An 18,484-nucleotide genomic window follows, 5' to 3' on the forward strand; every position below is an offset into this window, starting at 1 on the left:
TCAAGCGTCCGGCAGAGCCTGGAACGGGGTTTCTTTATCGGTCCGTTCCTTGCGGCCCCAGGCGGCGTAGCCAACCTTGACGGCGAAGAACAGGATGCTGAACACCACCACCAGGAACAGGATGGTCAGGCCGGCGTTGGTGTAGGCGTTGAAGATCACGTGCTGCATCTGCCCGATATCCTTGGCCGGAGCCAGTACCTGGCCTGCGTCCAGCGCGGTGCGGTACTTGTTCGCCAGGGCCAGGAAGCCGACCGCAGGGTTGGGGTCGAACAGCTTGATCAGGCCAGCGAAGGTGGTGCAGATCAGCAGCCACACTGCCGGAACCAGAGTGACCCAGATGTAGCGCTGGCGCTTCATCTTGATCAGCACCACGGTACCGAGCATCAGGGCGATACCGGCCAGCATCTGGTTGGAGATGCCGAACAGTGGCCACAGGGTGTTGATGCCGCCCAGCGGGTCGATCACGCCTTGGTACAGCAGGTAGCCCCACATCGCCACGCAACCGGCGGTTGCCAACAGGTTGGCACCCCACGATTCGGTGCGCTTGAGCGCAGGCACGAAGCTGCCGAGCAGGTCCTGCAGCATGAACCGCCCGGCACGTGTGCCAGCGTCTACCGCGGTCAGGATGAACAGCGCTTCGAACAGAATGGCGAAGTGGTACCAGAACGCCATGGTGTTCTCACCTGGCAGCACCTGGTGCAGGATCTGCGCGATACCCACCGCCAGTGTCGGCGCACCACCGGCACGGGCCAGGATGGTGTGCTCGCCGATATCACGGGCCACCGCCTCAAGCTGCTCGGGGGTAATCAGGAAGCCCCAGCTACTGACCGTCTGCGCCACCGACACCACGTCGCTGCCCACCACTGCGGCCGGGCTGTTCATGGCGAAGTACACGCCTGGCTCTATCACCGAAGCGGCAACCATGGCCATGATGGCGACGAACGACTCCATCAGCATGCCGCCGTAGCCGATGTAACGGGCGTTGGTTTCGTTGTCCAGCAGCTTGGGCGTGGTCCCCGAGGAGATCAGCGCGTGGAAGCCGGACACCGCACCACAGGCGATGGTGATAAACAGGAACGGGAACAGGGTGCCCTTCCAGACCGGGCCGGTACCGTCGGTGAACTGGGTCAGCGCCGGCATTTTCAGCTCAGGGGCGATGATCAAGATACCGATGGCAAGGCCGACGATGGTGCCGATCTTGAGGAAGGTCGACAGGTAGTCACGTGGCGCCAGCACCAGCCACACCGGCAGCACGGCGGCGACGAAACCGTAGCCCACGAGCATCCAGGTGATCTGCACACCGGTGAAGGTGAATGCCGGGCCCCAGACCGGATCCGCGGCAATCTGGCCCCCCAGCCAGATCGACAGCAGCAGCAAGACCACGCCGACCAGCGAGATTTCACCGATGCGGCCCGGGCGGATGTAGCGCATGTAAATGCCCATGAACATCGCGATCGGGATGGTCGCCATCACCGTGAACATGCCCCACGGGCTCTCGGCCAGGGCCTTGACCACGATCAGCGCCAGCACCGCGAGGATGATGATCATGATCAGGAAGCAGCCGAACAAGGCGATGGTGCCCGGAATGCGGCCCATCTCCTCGCGCACCATGTCGCCCAGCGAGCGGCCGTTGCGGCGGGTGGAGAGGAACAGGACCATGAAGTCCTGGACCGCGCCGGCCAGCACCACGCCTGCGATCAGCCACAGGGTGCCGGGCAGGTAGCCCATCTGCGCAGCAAGCACCGGGCCGACCAGCGGGCCGGCGCCAGCGATGGCGGCAAAGTGGTGGCCGAACAGGATGTGCTTGTTGGTCGGAACATAGTCCAGACCGTCGTTGTTGAGCACCGCGGGGGTTGCCCGACGGGGGTCGAGTTGCATCACCTTGGTGGCGATGAACAGGCTGTAGTAACGGTATGCGACCAGATAGATGGCCACTGCCGCGACCACGATCCACAAGGCGTTGATGGCCTCACCGCGACGCAGGGCAACCACACCCAGCGCGCAGGCTCCTATGATCGCCAGTGCCAGCCACGGGATGTGGCGTAGCAGGCTGTTATTGTTGTTCATGGCATGCTTCCAGCTGATTGGTTGGAAAGGACTGCCCCCTGAGTCTAGGGCCTGCCTGCGCGCATTACCATATTGAATTTCTTACACCCACCTCGACCGCCAGCACCCGCGCTAGAGCGGCATCGGCCATTGGATGGCGAGGCACCTGACATTTTTGCCAGTTGTGGGATCTTTTACGGTGACCGATCTTCAAGGCCCACCTATAGCATGCCAAGGATGACCACCATGAACATGGTCTTGAGAAGCGCGATTGCCCTGCTCGCTGCCGGGCTCAGCCTGCCCGGCATGGCGGCGCCGGTAACGCCGATGCATGGCGCAATGGAAGTACCGGCGTCACGCCAATTGGCCTGCCACAAGGCTGGCGACTACAACTGGCCGCTGGACGGTTCGGCGATCAAAAGCCCAGGCTGCCGCGCCGCCTACCAGCACGTATACAAAAAGTTCGACAATGACGCCTTGCAGGCGGTGTTCCAGTTCAACCAGTGGCACGAGGTGTCCAAGAACGTTTCGGACTACCGCAACATGGATGCGGTAAAGGCGGCCATTCCTGACGGCCAACTGTGCTCGGCGGGAAATCACGTCGACCCAGCCAAACGCAACGACTTGACCGCCTGGCTCAATAAGTTCAAGAGCCTCCTGTGGTTCCACGTGCTGGTCAACGACAAGAGCGGCCTGGACGTCGCAGCCGACTGGCAGGCCTACAATCTGCAAAAGGACGCCAACAACAAAGTGCAGATGCACTTCAAGATCATGGCCGAACACAACCCCAGCTACTGGGAAATCTATGTCTCCAAGGACGGCTATGACGCCAGCGCGCGGCCAATGAGGTGGGATGACCTGGAACTGGTTGCACAGATCGGCGACACCCAACCCAGCAATGGTTACTACCTGCTCGACGTAGACTTGAAGAACTACACCGGCAAGCGGGTCATCTATACCCGCTGGCAGCGCGACGATGCAGCAGGCGAAGGCTTCTATAACTGCAGCGACGTGAACATCGTCGCGGCTAAATAGCCAGGCGCAAGGTCACGCCTGAGTGGTCATGGCTGGTCTATAGTCAGTGCAACTGACCAGGGGCCTTGCCATGACCACTCCATCCAACGAACGCCGCCGTTTCCAGCGTATCGACTTCGATGCCCCGACCGAATTGCGCCAGGGTGATCGGCGCTGGCAGGTGAACCTGCTGGACGTCTCGCTCAAAGGCCTGTTGGTGGAACGCCCGGCGCGCTGGGATGCCGACCTGAGCCAGGACTTCGAGGCGGTCATCCACCTGAGTGACAAGCGCTCGGAGGTACGCATGCAGGTCGAGCTGCGCCATGAAGAACCCGAACGCCTGGGCTTTTTCTGCCTGCATATAGATGTCGACTCGATGACCCACCTGCACCGTTTGGTGGAGCTGAACCTGGCCGACAGCACCGAAATGATGCGTGAGCTGCGGCAATTGATCGAAGATTGAAATCTCTTAGCCTGCTAAGCAAACCCCCGCCAAAGTGTTTCCTGACTACTCAGACAGCTTACATCCGGCTGGCTGACGGGTTGTACACACACATCTAGTACCGAATTCATCAAGTTGGAACGCATTCTGCATCCAGGCACCACGTCAATGGAGGCGCGCGCGTGCTCGTTACAATCAAAAACTTGTATACAATTTCGATAGCAATCGAATGCACTCCTTGCCTACAGTAGTTCGACAACAATAAATTCGAGAGCCTGCTCCATGACTACGTCCACCAGCACGTCTCCTACGCCGCGCCCAGAGGATGAAAACCTCGGCCTCGGCGCCAACCTGGCCTATGGCCTGCAGCATGTTCTGACCATGTACGGCGGCATCGTTGCAGTGCCGCTGATTCTCGGCCAAGCCGCAGGGCTTGGGCCGGCTGAGATCGGCCTGCTGATCGCCGCGTCGTTGTTTGCCGGGGGCCTTGCGACCCTGCTGCAAACCCTCGGCCTGCCGTTCTTCGGCTGTCAGCTGCCGTTGGTACAAGGGGTGTCGTTCGCCGGAGTGGCGACCATGGGTGCAATCATCAGCAGCGAAGGCGGCGGTGGCTTGCAGGGCGTACTGGGCGCGGTCATGGCGGCTTCGTTGATCGGTTTTCTGATCACCCCAGTGTTCTCGCGCATTACCAAGTTCTTCCCACCACTGGTAACCGGCATCGTCATCACCACCATCGGCCTGACCCTGATGCCGGTGGCCGCACGCTGGGTGATGGGTGGCAACAGCGCATCGCCGGAATTCGGCAGCGTGGCCAATATCGGCCTGGCCGGGCTGACCTTTGCCATCGTGCTGTTGCTGAGTAAATTGGGCAACGCAGCCATTTCACGCCTGTCGATCCTGCTGGCGATGGTGGTCGGCACCCTGATCGCCTGGTCCCTGGGCATGGCCGACTTCAGCAAGGTCAGCGAGGGCCCGATGTTCGCCTTCCCCACGCCGTTCCATTTCGGCATGCCAACGTTCCACATCGCAGCCATCCTGTCGATGTGCATCGTGATCATGGTGACGCTGGTGGAAACTTCGGCGGACATTCTGGCGGTCGGTGACATCATCGACACCAAGGTCGATTCCAAGCGCCTGGGCGATGGCCTGCGCGCCGACATGGCATCGAGCATGCTGGCGCCGATCTTCGGCTCGTTCACCCAGAGCGCATTCGCCCAGAACGTAGGCTTGGTGGCAGTGACCGGGGTCAAGAGCCGCTATGTGGTGGCCACCGGCGGGGTCATTCTGGTGGTGCTCGGCCTGCTGCCGGTCATGGGCCGGATCATCGCCGCTGTACCCACGCCAGTGCTGGGCGGCGCCGGCATCGTGCTGTTCGGCACGGTCGCGGCCAGTGGCATCCGCACCCTGAGCAAGGTCAGCTACAAGAACAACGTCAACCTGATCATCGTGGCGGCCTCATTGGGCTTCGGCATGATCCCCATCGCTGCCCCGACCTTCTACCACAACTTCCCTAACTGGTTCGAAACCATCTTCCACTCCGGTATCAGCTCGGCGGCGATCATGGCCATATTGCTGAACCTGATGTTCAACCACTTCACCACCGGCAACTCGGAAAACCAATCCGTTTTCGCCGCGGCCTACGAGCGCACCATCCAGTACTCCGACATCTCGGCACTGCGCGACGGCGATTACTTCAAGGACGGCAAGTTGTTCGATGCCGAGGGTAATGAAGTGCCGGTACTGGAGCTGGACGAGCAAGGTAACCAGGCGCCCCGGCGCAAGGCGGTGGCCGAGCACTGACTGCTGATCGAGGCAGTCAACGCAGGGCAGCCGACGCGCATCGTCGGCTGCCCTTTTTGCTACTCGAACAACGCATCCAGCGCCTGTTCCAGCCGGGTTACTGCAATCACCTGCAAGCCTGCCGGCGATTCCTTGGGGGCGTTGCCCTTGGGTACGATGGCGCGTTTGAAGCCGTGCTTGGCGGCCTCTTTAAGGCGCTCCTGGCCGCTGGGCACCGGGCGCACTTCGCCAGACAGACCGATTTCGCCGAACACCAGCAGGTCATGGGCCAGCGGCCGGTTGCGCAGGCTCGACATCACTGCCGCCAGCAGCGCCAGGTCAGAGGCGGTCTCCAGCACCTTGACGCCGCCGACCACGTTGAGGAAAACGTCCTGGTCGTGGGTGGGGATTCCGCCATGGCGATGCAGCACCGCCAGCAACATGGCCAGGCGGTTCTGATCAAGGCCCAGGGTGACCCGGCGTGGGTTGGCCAGATGGCTGTCGTCGACCAGCGCCTGAACCTCCACCAGCATTGGCCGGGTGCCTTCCCAAGTGGCCATCACCACACTGCCGGGTACTTCTTCCTGGGTGCGGTTGAGGAAGATGGCCGAGGGGTTGGACACCTCCTTGAGGCCACGGTCAGTCATGCCGAACACGCCCAGCTCGTTGACCGCGCCGAAGCGGTTTTTCACAGCCCGCAGCAAACGCAGACGCCCGTCCGACTCACCCTCGAAATACAGCACGGTATCGACCATGTGCTCAAGCACGCGCGGCCCGGCCAGCGAGCCTTCTTTGGTGACATGGCCAACCAGGAAGATCGCCGTGCCGCTCTGCTTGGCGTAGCGCACCAGCAACGCAGTGCTCTCGCGCACCTGCGCCACGCCACCAGGCGCAGATTGCAACTGCTCGGTAAAGATGGTCTGGATCGAGTCGATCACCATGACCCGGGGTTTTTCCTGGCGGGCGGTGGCGATGATGGTTTCGATGCAGGTTTCGGTCATCACCTTGAGCTTGTCCTGGGGCAGGCCCAGGCGCCGCGAGCGCATGGCCACCTGTTGCTGCGACTCTTCGCCAGTGACGTACAACGCCGGCATTTGCGTGGCGATGTTGCACAGGGTCTGCAGCAGGATGGTCGATTTGCCGATACCTGGGTCGCCGCCAATCAGCACCACCGAACCGTCGACCAGGCCGCCGCCGAGCACCCGGTCCAGCTCGCCGCTGCTGGTGCTGAAACGTGGGATTTCCTCGACGCTGACTTCGGCCAGGGTCTTGAGCTGGGCCTGTTGCCCGGTCCAGCCGGCGCGCCCGCTGGGGGCGGCAGCGCCACCGCTTTCGATCATGGTTTCGACCAGGGTATTCCAGGCCCCGCAGTCGGCGCACTGGCCAGCCCATTTGGGGAAGGTCGCGCCGCACTCGGTGCAGCCATACAAGCGCTTGGCCTTGGCCATGGACGGGGTACTCCTGGAAAAAACCGCCATGATAGCCGAACCGCAGGTGCTCACGGGCGCCCTGGGATGCGACAAAACTATTCGGTCTAACCGAAGTCAACAGCCCTGTATCCAGCGCATGAAGCGTCACAGTGGCTTACACTGCGTTTACCTCACCATTTGTTACAAGGAAAATCCAACATGGGCGTGCTCAGTGAGTTCAAGGCCTTCGCGGTCAAGGGCAATGTGGTCGATATGGCCGTGGGTATCATTATCGGCGCGGCCTTCGGCAAGATCGTCTCATCGTTCGTGGGCGATGTGGTCATGCCGCCACTGGGCCTGTTGATCGGCGGTGTCGACTTCAGCGACCTGGCGGTAGTGCTCAAGCCCGCCGCAGGCGATGTGCCGGCAGTGGTGCTGGCCTACGGCAAGTTCATCCAGACGGTGATCGACTTCGTGATCGTTGCCTTCGCCATTTTCATGGGCGTAAAAGCCATCAACCGCCTCAAGCGCGAGGAGGCCGTGGCCCCCAGCGCACCGCCAGTACCGACCCCACAGGAAACCCTCCTGACCGAGATTCGCGACCTCCTCAAGCACCAGCAGCAGAAATAAGCGGCAAGCTTCGGGCTGCAAGCGACAAGAAAAAGCCGGACCGCAGTTGCTGACAAAGCGCGGCCCGGCTTTTTCTTGCAGCTTGCAGCTTGCCTTCTACCAGTAGTTCTCGACGGCCACTTGGCCGGGGCGTTTGCTCAGGCTCAGTTGCAGGTCTCGGGCCTTCAGCACTTGGCGCGTCTCATCGATCATCTGCGGGTTGCCGCAGAGCATCACCCGCGAATGCTCCGGCGACAGCTCAAGCCCGGCCGCCTTCTCTAACTCGCCGGTTTCAATCAATGTGGTAATACGCGCATTCAGCGCCCCAGGGTGCGCCTCGCGGGTGACCACCGGGATGAACTGCAACTTGCCGGCGAATTCGGCCAGGTAGTCGCGCTGCTCAAGCTCGGCGATTTCCTGCTCGTAGGCCAGTTCCTGGGCTTCGCGCACCGAATACACAAGCTTGATGTTATCGAAACGCTCCCAGGCTTCGAAGTCCTGCAAGATCGACATGAACGGTGCAATACCGGTACCTGTGGCCAGCAACCACAGATCGCGGCCGCCGACGAAACGGTCCAGGGTCAGGTAGCCGAACGCCTGGCGGTCGATCAGCAAGGTATCGCCCTGCCCCAGGCGGCTCAACTCGCTGGTGAACTCGCCGCCGGGCACCACGATGGAGAAGAAGTCCAGATATTCATCGTGGGGGGCGCTGACCATAGAATACGCCCGCCACACCACGCTGCCATCCGCCTTGGTCACACCCAGACGGGCGAACTGGCCAGCGCGAAAACGGAAACCGCTGTCACGGCTGACGCGCAGGCTGAACAGGTTCGGCGTCAGGGGCTGGACATCGAGCAGAGTCTGGCGGGTGAACTTGTCGGCACTGGCGGTCATTTCGGGCTCCTGGAATCAGATGCGCCAAGTGTCGCGCAAAGCGCCGCAGATAAACACCGCCGGTTTGTAAGGCATCGCGCGAACACGCGTTTTTGCTAAAGAAGAGTAAGGGCTATAGCAAAAAAAACGAGCAGCCGATCACGACTTTTCCTACACTTCGCTCGTGCAGCATGGAAATTGGATCCACAGCGATCAATGGAGTTTCACCGATGAAACACTGGGAAAGCAACGCACTTCAGCAACTGATGCTGGATTCAGACCCGCAGCGGGTGTTTGCCCAGGCTGTGCGTCTTGCCCAAGAGCTGGACATGGAGTTCGTCGGCCTGAGCCTGCACTTGCACGTCGCCGCGCATTCCCCCCAAGTGATTCTGTACAACAACTACCCCAAGGAATTTAACCAGCGCTATCAGCAAGACCGCTTCATCAGGATAGATCCGATAGTATCGATGTGCCACCAAAGTACAATGCCTGTGCTGTGGTGCGACGAGCAGTTCGAGGAAGTTCCGCATTTGCGTGAGGCCGCTTGCCAACATGGGATGAGGCACGGCTGGAGCCAATCGGTGCATGACCTGCTGCACAACGAAAGCCAGCTCAGCGTGTCGCGCGCGCTAAACCCCATCGACACCCACGAGCTGTACGCCAAGAGTGGGCAGGTCATGTGGCTGTGCCATACGCTGCACGCGGTGCTCAGCGAGCATCACCTGGCAAGCTTGACCCCACCGCCGCAATTGAGCGAGCGCGAGAAAGAAGTGCTGAAATGGTCCGCAGAAGGCAAGACCGCTTCCGATGTGGCAACTATTCTGTCGCTCTCGACCAGCACCGTGAATTTCCATCTGCGCAACGTCATCAGCAAATTCGACGCCTGTAACAAGACCCGCGCCATCGTCAAGGCAACCCGCCAAGGCTTGGTCTGACAGCACGCTCCCCCGCAACTGGCAAAGCCCTGTAGAATCGCCCGCCTCAAGCCTGTCGCGCCGAGCGCCAGGCAGATCCGCAGCAGAGCCGCCACGTCATGCCCTTGTTCAACAGCCCCTTCGCCGACCTCGACCTGATCCGCCAGCCGGAGCAGGCCAACGACCCGTTGCTGGCCTTCGATGCCGCCGACCAGTACTTGCTGGAGCACCTGGCTGCCCAGGCGCCGCAGCCAGGTTGCCGGGTGCTGATTCTCAACGACAGTTTCGGTGCCTTGGCTGCAAGCTTGACTGGGCAGGTGCAGGTCACCAGCAGTGGCGACTCGCATCTGGCGCGCATGGCGCTGGAAAAAAACCTCGCCCGTAACGGCAAGGGCTTCGACAGCGTGCCGTTCATCGCCGCCAACCAGGCCTGGCAGGGGCCGTTCGATTGGGTGCTGCTGCGCGTACCCAAGACCCTCGCCCTGCTCGAAGAACAGCTGATCCGCCTGCAGGGCCATCTGGCCCCCGGTGCGCAAGTGGTTGCCGGGGCGATGATCAAGCACCTGCCGCGGGCCGCCGGTGACCTGATGGAAAGGTACATTGGGCCAGTGCAGGCTTCGCTGGCGCAGAAAAAGGCGCGGCTGCTGACCGCTACCCTGGCGGATCGGCCACACGCACGTTCGCCCTACCCATGCCGTTACCTGCTCGATGAGCCGGCGCTTGAGTTGGTCAACCATGCCAACGTGTTTTGCCGCGAAGGGCTGGACATCGGCACCCGCGCCTTCCTGCCGCACCTGCCCCAAGGCCTGGGCAACGCCCGTGTGGCAGACCTTGGCTGCGGCAACGGCGTACTGGCCATCGCCAGCGCCCTGCGCAACCCGGATGCCCATTACACCTTGGTGGACGAGTCGTACATGGCCGTGCAGTCCGCCCGGGACAACTGGCAGGCGGCGCTGGGCGAGCGTGAGGCGGACATACTCGCCGCCGACGGCCTGGCCGGGGTCGAGAAGCAATCGCTGGATGTGGTGCTGTGCAACCCACCGTTCCACCAGCAGCAGGTGGTTGGCGATTTTCTGGCATGGCGCATGTTCCAGCAGGCGCGTGAAGCGCTGGTGGTCGGTGGCGCGCTGTACATCGTCGGCAACCGCCACCTGGGCTACCACAGCAAGCTGGCACGCTTGTTCAGAGGCGTAGAGCAGGTTGCCGCCACGCCGAAGTTCGTGGTGCTCAAGGCGCGTAAGTGAACGAGGCAGAGTGGGACATTCTAAGATTTTGTACAACCCTGCCCTGGCCTCATCGCAGGCTATCGCCAGCTCCCACAAAGACCGCGCACAACCAAAATATCGAGGCGTGAGCTGGATTCCTGTGGGAGCTGGCGACAGCCTGCGATGAGGCCGGAACAAGCCTGCACATAACTGCGCGCCTCAAATTCGGCGTGGGAGCGGGCTTGCCCCGCGATGGGCCGTGCAGCAGCCCGTTGGCAGTCACTCAGTCGTTCAATGCGTGCTCAGCCCCGCCGCACTCATGAACAAGCGCATCCCGTAAGCCACCACACCCAACGCAGCCACGCTCAGTGCCCAGATCAGTACCAGCCAGCCAAGGCGCTGCCATAGCGGCTTCTTCTGCTCGATATCCATCTGCATGCTCCTGCTAATGGTAACCATCGTCATGGGTAACCTTGCCGCGGAACACGTAATAGCTCCAGAACGTGTAGCCCAGGATGAACGGCAGGATGAACAGCGTGCCCACCAGCATGAAGCCCTGGCTCTGCGGGGGCGCTGCGGCGTCCCAGATGCTGATCGACGGCGGGATGATGTTCGGCCACAGGCTGATACCAAGGCCGCTGTAGCCCAGGAAGATCAACACCAGCGTCAGCAGGAACGGCAGGTAGTGCGCGCGGCGCTGCACTGCGCGCAGCAACTGGTAGAACGTCACCAGCACCAGCAGCGGCACCGGCATGAACCACACAAGGTTGGGCATGCTGAACCAGCGGTCGGCGATTTGCGGGTAGGCAATCGGCGTCCACAGGCTGACCACCCCGATCACCGCCAGCAGCACCAGCGCCAACGGCCGGGCCACCTCGTGCATCTTCTGTTGCAGCGGCCCTTCGGTTTTCATGATCAGCCAGGTGCAGCCCAGCAGCGCGTAGGCGACGATCAGGCCCAGCCCCGAGAACAGGGTGAACGGCGTCAGCCAGTCCAGCGTACCGCCCACGAACTTGCGGTCCACCACCTTGAAGCCTTCGATGAAGGCACCCAGCGCCACGCCTTGGAAGAAGGTCGCCACCAGCGAACCCCAGATGAACGCCTTGTCCCAGATGTGGCGTTTGTGGGCCCGCGCCTTGAAGCGGAACTCGAACGCCACGCCCCGGAAGATCAGCCCCACCAGCATCAGGATCAATGGCAGGTACAGCGCCTCAAGCACCACCGAATAGGCCAGCGGGAAAGCGCCGAACAATGCCGCGCCGCCCAGCACCAGCCAGGTTTCGTTGCCGTCCCATACCGGCGCGACGGTGTTCATCATTACATCGCGGTCGCCCTCGGCCTGAACGAACGGAAAAAGAATGCCGATCCCCAGGTCGAAGCCGTCCATGACCACGTACATCATCACCCCGAAGATGATGATCACGGCCCAGATCAGCGCAAGGTCGATGCCCATCTCAATTCCCCTTGTTCAGGCGGGTGGAGTCGGCCTCATGGCCATCGTCTGCGGCTGAAAGCGGCCGCGCTGGCGTGCGTTGCTGGCCAGGGCCACCCGGCGGCTGGGAATCGCCCTCCCCGGTATGCGGGCCCTTGCGCACAAGGCGCATCATGTAGCCCAGGCCGGTGCCAAACAGCGCAAAGTACACCACCACGAACATCACCAAGGTAAAGCCGAGCTGGGCATAACTGTGGTTGGACACCCCGTCGGCGGTGCGCATCAGCCCGTAGACCACCCACGGCTGGCGACCGATTTCGGTGGTGAACCAGCCCGCCAGGATGGCGATCAGCCCAGACGGCCCCATCCACAGGGTCAGGTAAAGGAATGGCCGCGAGCTGTACAGCGTGCCGCGCTTGCGCAGCCACAGGCTCCACAGGCCGACGAAGATCATCAGGAAACCAAGCCCGACCATGACCCGGAACGACCAGAACACAATGGTCGAGTTGGGCCGGTCTTCAGGCGGGAAGTCCTTCATCGCCGGCACCTGTTTGTCCAGGCTGTGGGTCAGGATCAAACTGCCGAGGGCCGGGATCTCGATTTTGTAGCGGGTCGTCTCGGCCTGCATGTCAGGGATGCCGAAGAGGATCAGCGGGGTCGGCTCGCCGGGTTTGTTCTCCCAGTGGCCTTCAATAGCGGCAATTTTTACCGGCTGGTGTTTCAGCGTGTTCAGGCCATGGAAGTCGCCGATGACCGCCTGGATCGGCGTCACGATCAGCGCCATCCACATGGCCATCGACAGCATCTTGCGCACCGCGGGGTTGTCACGCCCGCGCAGCAGGTGCCAGGCCGCCGAAGCGCCGACGAAGAACGCCGTGGCAACGAACGCCGCAGTGGCCATGTGCATCAGGCGATAGGGGAACGAGGGGTTGAAGATGACCGCCAGCCAATCGACCGGAATCACCCGACCATCGACGATTTCAAAGCCCTGAGGGGTCTGCATCCAGCTGTTGGAGGCCAGGATCCAGAAGGTCGACACCAGCGTGCCGATGGCCACCATGACGGTTGCGAAAAAGTGCAGGCCGCGCCCGACCCGGTTCCAGCCAAACAGCATGACGCCAAGAAAACCGGCTTCAAGGAAGAACGCGGTGAGGACTTCGTAGGTGAGCAGCGGGCCAGTAATAGCCCCGGCGAAGTCGGAGAACTGGCTCCAGTTGGTACCGAACTGATATGCCATGACCAACCCGGAGACCACGCCCATGCCGAAGTTGACGGCAAAGATCTTCGACCAGAAATGGTAGAGGTCACGGTAGGTATCGTTGGACGTTCTCAGCCACAGGCCTTCGAGAACCGCCAGGTAGCTCGCCAGGCCAATGGTGATGGCTGGGAACAGGATGTGAAACGACACGGTAAAGGCAAACTGGATTCGGGCGAGCTCTAGGGCTTCTAATCCGAACATGGTGCTTCCTCTTCAGATAATTCGGCGTCGGGCTTGTGGCCCAATGCCCACTGCCCCTACGTGAGTCGAGTGCGGCGTGTTGGAATTGTTCTGTTCGATCGCAGGGATTGCGGCCCAGTGGCCAATTCGTTGCATCTGTAACGGTTGATCCAGATCAACGAATGTCAGCAAGCATAGTCCCGAATCCTCTGCCAGGGTGCGTGGCGCAATGCCGCGTGACCGGTTGTCCCACCCTCTTTACCTGCGGCTTGAAGCTTGACCCACGGCGCATTCAGCAACTCTTTGTTACAAACAGATGGTAGTCTGCAAAACCCTGTCTTTCCGAGGCCGCAGGCTCGCCGATGTCCGACTCCGCCCCGCAATTGCTGCGTCATCACCGCCCTTTCCTGGCTTTCTGGCTGGCCCGGGTGTTCACCGCCAGCGGCTTCCAGATGCTCACTGTGGCCATCGGCTGGCACCTCTACCAGCTCACCGGCAATGTGCTCGACCTGGGCCTGGTCGGGCTGGTCGAGTTCGCCCCGCGCGTGCTGTTCATGCTGCACACCGGGCATGTGGCCGACCGCTATGACCGGCGCAAGGTCGCCGCGTTGTGCCAAACCCTGCAAGCGCTGATCGCCCTGGCGCTGGCGCTGGGCAGCGTTAGCGACAATATCAGCCGCGAGCTGATCTTCGCCCTGGCGTTTCTGCTCGGTGCCACGCGCTCCTTCGAAATGCCGGCCACCCAGGCGCTGCTGCCCAACGTGGTGCCGCCTGGGCTGTTCCCGCGGGCCGTGGCGGCCTCGGCTTCGGCCACCCAGGCGGCAACCATCATTGCCCCGGCGATCGGCGGTTTTCTGTATGCCTTCGGCAGCATCTGGGTGTATGCGCCAACGGTTGCGCTGTACTTCATTGCCTGCCTGCTGATGCTCAGCCTCGATGCCCGCCAGCAGGCGCCGCAACGCGGGCGTGCGACGCTGGACTCACTGCTGGCCGGGATTAGGTTCATACGCAGCCGCCCGGACGTGTTCGGCGCCATCTCCCTGGACCTGTTCGCCGTGTTGCTAGGTGGCGCCACCGCGCTGCTGCCAGTGTTTGCCAAGGACATCCTGCTGACCGGCCCCTGGGGCCTGGGGCTGCTGCGCTCGGCGCCTGCGGTCGGGGCACTGTTGATGTCGGTGTGGCTGGCGCGTTTTCCGGTGGAGCGCAAGGTCGGGCGCACCATGTTCACTGCCGTCGGCGTGTTCGGCGTCGCAACCATCGCCTTCGGCCTGTCGACCTCGTTCTGGTTCTCGCTGGCGGTGCTGGTGGTGCTGGGGGCGGCGGACATGATCAGCATGGTCATCCGCGGCGCCTTCGTGCAGTTGCAGACCCCGGATGAAATGCGCGGCCGAGTCAGCGCGGTGAACGGGCTGTTCATCGGTGCTTCCAACCAGCTGGGCGAGTTCGAGTCGGGGGTTACCGCGCACTGGCTGGGGACGGTACCTGCGGTGGTGCTGGGCGGGGTTGGCACCTTGGTGGTCACCGGCGTGTGGATAAAACTGTTCCCAAGCCTTGCCCATCGCGATCAGTTGCACGGCAAGGAGCCGAGCTGACACGGACGCCCATTGCGGGGCAGTGTCAGCCTGTAATGCCGCCATCGCAGGCTGTCGCCAGCTCTCATAGAACAAACGCTAACTGACTGATTTACATCGAAACGTGGGAGCGGGCTTGCCCCGCGATAGCGATAGCACTGCCAGCATCGCATCGCGGGCAAGCCCGCTCCCACGGTGCCCAGTTCTCTGCGCGACAGCGCAGCCCGGAAGGGCTGGGTGATCTCCCACAGAGCTCGCCCATCCCCATATCGATGCCGTCTACGCGGTCAGTGTAGGAGCGGCCTTGTGTCGCGAAAGGGCTGCGAAGCAGCTCCAGGATCTGAGCAACCACCAGAATCGCTGGGGCTGCTTCGCAGCCCTTTCGCGACACAAGGCCGCTCCTACACAATCAAAAGCGACTTGCCCGAAACCATAGAATCTCCCACAGGGATCCGAGCCAAGCATCAATATCTTGGCAGGCACAGTTTCTGTGGGAGCTGGCGACAGCCTGCGATGAGGCCGGAACAAGCCTGCACAGGGTTGTGTCCGACGAGCTTGGCGTGGGCCGTAAGGGCCGCAACGCAGCGCTCAGGCCCCAATCAGGAAGGTAAAGCGCCGCTCGTAGCCGACACGCGCGGGGTAACCATTGCCAGTGTCGTGCCAGCAGGTGGCGCGGTAGCAGGCAATGGCCGCCTGGTTGCCCGGGTCGACCGACAACTGCAAGCGGTCGACCTCAGGCCACACGCCGTGCACCCAAGCCGGCAGCGCCTGCATGCACAGCCGCCACAGGCCACGGCCCTGATACCGCCGGTCGATCTGCAGCGCGCTGACCGTGGCGGCGCCCGGTTCGCTCCACGATGCCCGAAGCCCACGCTGCAACAGCATGAACCCGCACGGCTCGCCATCGAGCAGCAACACCAGGCCGCGTATTTGCTCGCGGTTGGCACTCGACAGCAGGTACAGCGCGCTGTCGATGGCGCCTGCGTGCATCTGTTGTTCGGGATGCACTTCAAGCCCCTTCAGGCGCTCGCGCTGCACTGGGTCCAATTGGTCGTAGTCGCTGAGTTGCATGGCGGTGGCGCACCTGCCTGAGAGGATTGGCAGCAGATTCCGCCGCATGCTGCAGTCTATCGCGACATTCGTTACCGCTCAGCAAGCATGCTGGTATGATGCGCGGCTTTTTTCCACCCCACGCAAAACTGCGGCATCCGCTGATGACTGTGCTTTGCTGATGGGGTCGATACATTCACGGCGCCTGGGCGCCCGGGGAGCAGGCATGCTGGAAAGGCTGTTTCAACTGAAAGCGCACAACACCAATGTGCGCACCGAGATTCTGGCAGGGGTCACCACCTTCCTGGCCATGGCTTACATCCTGTTCGTCAACCCGAGCATTCTCGGCGAGACCGGTATGGACAAAGGCGCGATCTTCGTCGCCACCTGCCTTGCCGCTGCCATCGGCTCGGTGACCATGGGCCTGATCGCCAACTACCCGATTGCGCTGGCGCCGGGCATGGGCCTTAACGCGTTCTTCACCTACACCGTGGTGCTGCACATGGGCCACACCTGGCAGGTGGCGCTGGGTGCGGTGTTCCTCTCGGCGGTGCTGTTCTTCCTGTTGTCGATCTTGCGCATCCGCGAATGGATCGTGAACAGCATCCCGCTGCCGCTGCGCTCGGCGATTGCCGCAGGTATTGGCCTGTTCCTTGCGCTTATCGCGCTGCATAACGCAGGGATCGTCGTCGATAACAAGGCCACCCTGGTGGGCCTGGGCGACCTGACCGAACCGGCGCCAATCCTCGCTACCCTGGGCTTCTTCGTCATCGTCGCGCTGGAATCGCTGAAAGTGCGCGGCGCGGTGTTGATCGGCATTCTGGCCGTGACCATCGCCGCGATTGCATTCGGCGTCACCCCATTTGCCGGTGTCGTGTCGATGCCGCCATCGCTGGCGCCGACCTTCCTGCAGCTGGACATCAAAGGCGCCCTGGACGTTGGCCTGATCAGCGTGATCTTTGCCTTCCTGTTCGTCGACCTGTTCGACAACTCCGGCACCCTGATCGGTGTGGCCAAGCGCGCCGGCCTGATGGGCAAGGACGGCCACATGCCGAAGATGGGCCGCGCCCTGATCGCCGACAGTACCGCGGCCATGGCCGGCTCCCTGCTGGGCACCTCGACCACCACCAGCTACATCGAATCTGCCGCAGGCGTGAGCGCCGGTGGCCGCACCGGCCTGACCGCCATCGTGGTGGCCGCGCTGTTCCTGCTGGCGCTGTTCTTCGCCCCGCTGGCCGGCAGCGTGCCGGCCTTCGCCACGGCGCCTGCGCTGTTGTTCGTGGCCGTGCTGATGGCCTCGGGCCTGGCCGAAATCAATTGGGACGACGTCACCGAAGCGGCGCCGGTGGTAGTTACCGCCCTGGCCATGCCGCTGACCTATTCGATTGCCAACGGCATCGCCTTCGGCTTCATCGCCTGGACCGCCATCAAGCTGCTTTCCGGTAACCGCCAGGACCTGAACCCAGCGCTGGTGATCCTGTCCATCCTGTTCGTCATCAAGCTGGCTTGGTTCAACGCATGAGTGCTGCCTTCGACCCTACGCAATATGACGCGCAACTGGCGGCCAAGGCCGCCCGCTTGCGCGAGCTGCTGGCCCCGTTCGATGCGCCGGAGCCTGCCGTGTTCGATTCCCCGCGTGCGCATTACCGACTGCGCGCGGAGTTTCGCCTGTGGCGCGAGGACGGCCAGCGCCACTATGCAATGTTTGCCCCAGGCGACAAGCACAAGGCGATTCTGATCGATGAGTTCCCCATTGCCAGCGAGCGCATCAATGACCTGATGCCGCGCCTGAAAGCCGCCTGGCAGGCCGATGAAGCGTTGAACAATCGGCTGTTCCAGGTGGAGTTTCTGACCACCCTGGCGGGCGATGCAATGGTCACGCTGTGCTATCACCGCCCGCTGGACGAGGCCTGGGAAGCCGCTGCCCAGCAGCTTGCAAGCGAGCTGAATGTCAGTGTGATTGGCCGCTCGAAGGGCAAGCGGGTGGTGATCGGCCGTGACTATGCGGTTGAAAAGCTCGATATCGCCGGGCGCACGTTCAGCTATCGCCAGCCGGAGGGCGCGTTCACCCAGCCCAACGGCGCGGTGAACCAGAAAATGCTGGGCTGGGCCGTGGACGCCATGGGCGAACGTGACGATGACCTGCTGGAGCTGTATTGCGGCAATGGCAACTTCACCTTGCCGCTGGCGACCCGTGCGCGCCAGGTGCTGGCCACCGAGATCAGCAAGACCTCGGTCAATGCCGCGCTGCATAACCTTGATGAGAACGGTGTGGGTAACGTGCGCCTGGTGCGTCTTTCGGCTGAAGAGCTGACGCAGGCGCTGAACGAGGTGCGGCCGTTCCGTCGGCTGGAAGGCATCGACCTGAAGCGCTACGCGTTTGGCACGGTGTTCGTCGACCCGCCGCGTGCAGGCATGGACCCGGACACCTGCGAGTTGACCCGCCGCTTCGAGCGGATTCTGTACATTTCGTGCAACCCCGAGACCCTGGCGCAGAACATCGCCCAGCTGCATGACACGCACCGCATCGAGCGCTGTGCGTTGTTTGACCAGTTCCCGTATACCCACCATATGGAAAGTGGTGTGCTGCTGGTTCGTCGCTGACGAGCACAGGGTGAAGGCCTGCAAGGCCTTCACCCTGTGCTACCTACCCTATCGGGACCAGCGCCACAAGATCGGACTTTTCCTATCCTCACGCCACA

Annotated in this window: 16 protein-coding genes; 9 read left to right on the plus strand and 7 right to left on the minus strand. The window is 62.3% G+C overall.

Annotation, left to right across the window (positions count from 1 at the left end):
* Positions 1 to 2,067, minus strand: a complete 2,067-nt coding sequence (locus HU719_RS16390; RefSeq protein ID WP_186521218.1) for a carbon starvation CstA family protein — start codon at positions 2,065 to 2,067, stop codon at positions 1 to 3.
* A 225-nt stretch (positions 2,068 to 2,292) separates the two neighbouring features.
* Between HU719_RS16390 and HU719_RS16395 the strand changes: the two genes are divergently transcribed.
* From HU719_RS16395 to HU719_RS16405, 3 genes are all read left to right on the plus strand, one after another.
* Positions 2,293 to 3,081, plus strand: a complete 789-nt coding sequence (locus tag HU719_RS16395) for a lytic polysaccharide monooxygenase (RefSeq protein ID WP_202883370.1) — start codon at positions 2,293 to 2,295, stop codon at positions 3,079 to 3,081.
* Positions 3,082 to 3,151: 70 nt separating this feature from the next.
* Positions 3,152 to 3,523, plus strand: coding sequence for a PilZ domain-containing protein (locus tag HU719_RS16400; protein ID WP_186521220.1), 372 nt, complete (start codon positions 3,152 to 3,154; stop codon positions 3,521 to 3,523).
* 261 nt (positions 3,524 to 3,784) lie between these two features.
* Entirely contained in the window at positions 3,785 to 5,302 is a 1,518-nt protein-coding gene (locus HU719_RS16405) for a nucleobase:cation symporter-2 family protein (protein WP_186537300.1), read from the plus strand.
* A gap of 59 nt (positions 5,303 to 5,361) precedes the next feature.
* Here the strand turns inward: HU719_RS16405 and radA are convergent, their stop codons facing one another.
* Positions 5,362 to 6,729, minus strand: a complete 1,368-nt coding sequence (radA, locus tag HU719_RS16410; protein ID WP_186521222.1) for a DNA repair protein RadA — start codon at positions 6,727 to 6,729, stop codon at positions 5,362 to 5,364.
* Positions 6,730 to 6,909: 180 nt separating this feature from the next.
* On the opposite strand from radA, the gene mscL reads away from it, so the two are divergent.
* Positions 6,910 to 7,320 (plus strand): large-conductance mechanosensitive channel protein MscL, encoded by a 411-nt coding sequence (gene mscL / locus HU719_RS16415; protein ID WP_186521223.1) that lies wholly within the window; start codon positions 6,910 to 6,912, stop codon positions 7,318 to 7,320.
* Positions 7,321 to 7,416: 96 nt separating this feature from the next.
* Here mscL and HU719_RS16420 read toward each other — a convergent pair whose 3' ends face one another.
* Positions 7,417 to 8,193 (minus strand): ferredoxin--NADP reductase, encoded by a 777-nt coding sequence (locus HU719_RS16420; protein WP_186537301.1) that lies wholly within the window; start codon positions 8,191 to 8,193, stop codon positions 7,417 to 7,419.
* A gap of 209 nt (positions 8,194 to 8,402) precedes the next feature.
* On the opposite strand from HU719_RS16420, the gene HU719_RS16425 reads away from it, so the two are divergent.
* Both HU719_RS16425 and HU719_RS16430 read left to right on the plus strand, forming a co-directional pair.
* On the plus strand, positions 8,403 to 9,107 hold the full coding sequence (locus tag HU719_RS16425; protein ID WP_186521225.1) for an autoinducer binding domain-containing protein: 705 nt from the start codon (positions 8,403 to 8,405) through the stop codon (positions 9,105 to 9,107).
* A 98-nt stretch (positions 9,108 to 9,205) separates the two neighbouring features.
* Positions 9,206 to 10,330, plus strand: coding sequence for a methyltransferase (locus tag HU719_RS16430; RefSeq protein WP_186521226.1), 1,125 nt, complete (start codon positions 9,206 to 9,208; stop codon positions 10,328 to 10,330).
* A 252-nt stretch (positions 10,331 to 10,582) separates the two neighbouring features.
* Here HU719_RS16430 and HU719_RS16435 read toward each other — a convergent pair whose 3' ends face one another.
* From HU719_RS16435 to HU719_RS16445, 3 genes are read right to left on the minus strand one after another with little or no spacing between them, the layout of a single operon-like run.
* Positions 10,583 to 10,723, minus strand: coding sequence for a DUF2474 domain-containing protein (locus tag HU719_RS16435; RefSeq protein ID WP_186521227.1), 141 nt, complete (start codon positions 10,721 to 10,723; stop codon positions 10,583 to 10,585).
* A gap of 13 nt (positions 10,724 to 10,736) precedes the next feature.
* Entirely contained in the window at positions 10,737 to 11,744 is a 1,008-nt protein-coding gene (cydB, locus tag HU719_RS16440; protein ID WP_186521228.1) for a cytochrome d ubiquinol oxidase subunit II, read from the minus strand.
* A gap of 1 nt (position 11,745) precedes the next feature.
* Positions 11,746 to 13,182, minus strand: a complete 1,437-nt coding sequence (locus tag HU719_RS16445) for a cytochrome ubiquinol oxidase subunit I (RefSeq protein ID WP_186521229.1) — start codon at positions 13,180 to 13,182, stop codon at positions 11,746 to 11,748.
* Positions 13,183 to 13,523: 341 nt separating this feature from the next.
* On the opposite strand from HU719_RS16445, the gene HU719_RS16450 reads away from it, so the two are divergent.
* Positions 13,524 to 14,753 carry an MFS transporter gene (locus HU719_RS16450; RefSeq protein ID WP_186537302.1) on the plus strand — a complete coding sequence of 410 codons (1,230 nt, stop codon included), beginning with the start codon at positions 13,524 to 13,526 and terminating at the stop codon, positions 14,751 to 14,753.
* Positions 14,754 to 15,320: 567 nt separating this feature from the next.
* Here HU719_RS16450 and HU719_RS16455 read toward each other — a convergent pair.
* Complete coding sequence (locus HU719_RS16455) at positions 15,321 to 15,803, minus strand: GNAT family N-acetyltransferase (protein WP_186536613.1); 483 nt, start codon at positions 15,801 to 15,803, stop codon at positions 15,321 to 15,323.
* A gap of 205 nt (positions 15,804 to 16,008) precedes the next feature.
* Between HU719_RS16455 and HU719_RS16460 the strand changes: the two genes are divergently transcribed.
* Both HU719_RS16460 and trmA read left to right on the plus strand, forming a co-directional pair.
* Positions 16,009 to 17,304: an NCS2 family permease gene (locus HU719_RS16460; RefSeq protein ID WP_186536612.1), complete on the plus strand. Its 1,296-nt coding sequence runs from the start codon at positions 16,009 to 16,011 to the stop codon at positions 17,302 to 17,304.
* Positions 17,301 to 18,386, plus strand: a complete 1,086-nt coding sequence (gene trmA, locus HU719_RS16465; protein WP_186536611.1) for a tRNA (uridine(54)-C5)-methyltransferase TrmA — start codon at positions 17,301 to 17,303, stop codon at positions 18,384 to 18,386. Before HU719_RS16460 ends, trmA begins: the two co-directional genes overlap by 4 nt.
* Positions 18,387 to 18,484: the final 98 nt, after the last annotated feature.

Source organism: Pseudomonas farsensis (genome assembly GCF_014268805.2).
GTDB lineage: Bacteria > Pseudomonadota > Gammaproteobacteria > Pseudomonadales > Pseudomonadaceae > Aquipseudomonas > Aquipseudomonas farsensis.

Bases quoted from the DNA above. Each gene is read 5' to 3' on its own strand.
- HU719_RS16390 (WP_186521218.1), bottom strand. From the start codon at position 2,067: ATGAACAACAATAACAGCCTGCTACGCCACATCCCGTGGCTGGCACTG.
- HU719_RS16395 (WP_202883370.1), top strand. From the start codon at position 2,293: ATGAACATGGTCTTGAGAAGCGCGATTGCCCTGCTCGCTGCCGGGCTC.
- HU719_RS16400 (WP_186521220.1), top strand. From the start codon at position 3,152: ATGACCACTCCATCCAACGAACGCCGCCGTTTCCAGCGTATCGACTTC.
- HU719_RS16405 (WP_186537300.1), top strand. From the start codon at position 3,785: ATGACTACGTCCACCAGCACGTCTCCTACGCCGCGCCCAGAGGATGAA.
- radA (WP_186521222.1), bottom strand. From the start codon at position 6,729: ATGGCCAAGGCCAAGCGCTTGTATGGCTGCACCGAGTGCGGCGCGACC.
- mscL (WP_186521223.1), top strand. From the start codon at position 6,910: ATGGGCGTGCTCAGTGAGTTCAAGGCCTTCGCGGTCAAGGGCAATGTG.
- HU719_RS16420 (WP_186537301.1), bottom strand. From the start codon at position 8,193: ATGACCGCCAGTGCCGACAAGTTCACCCGCCAGACTCTGCTCGATGTC.
- HU719_RS16425 (WP_186521225.1), top strand. From the start codon at position 8,403: ATGAAACACTGGGAAAGCAACGCACTTCAGCAACTGATGCTGGATTCA.
- HU719_RS16430 (WP_186521226.1), top strand. From the start codon at position 9,206: ATGCCCTTGTTCAACAGCCCCTTCGCCGACCTCGACCTGATCCGCCAG.
- HU719_RS16435 (WP_186521227.1), bottom strand. From the start codon at position 10,723: ATGGATATCGAGCAGAAGAAGCCGCTATGGCAGCGCCTTGGCTGGCTG.
- cydB (WP_186521228.1), bottom strand. From the start codon at position 11,744: ATGGGCATCGACCTTGCGCTGATCTGGGCCGTGATCATCATCTTCGGG.
- HU719_RS16445 (WP_186521229.1), bottom strand. From the start codon at position 13,182: ATGTTCGGATTAGAAGCCCTAGAGCTCGCCCGAATCCAGTTTGCCTTT.
- HU719_RS16450 (WP_186537302.1), top strand. From the start codon at position 13,524: ATGTCCGACTCCGCCCCGCAATTGCTGCGTCATCACCGCCCTTTCCTG.
- HU719_RS16455 (WP_186536613.1), bottom strand. From the start codon at position 15,803: ATGCAACTCAGCGACTACGACCAATTGGACCCAGTGCAGCGCGAGCGC.
- HU719_RS16460 (WP_186536612.1), top strand. From the start codon at position 16,009: ATGCTGGAAAGGCTGTTTCAACTGAAAGCGCACAACACCAATGTGCGC.
- trmA (WP_186536611.1), top strand. From the start codon at position 17,301: ATGAGTGCTGCCTTCGACCCTACGCAATATGACGCGCAACTGGCGGCC.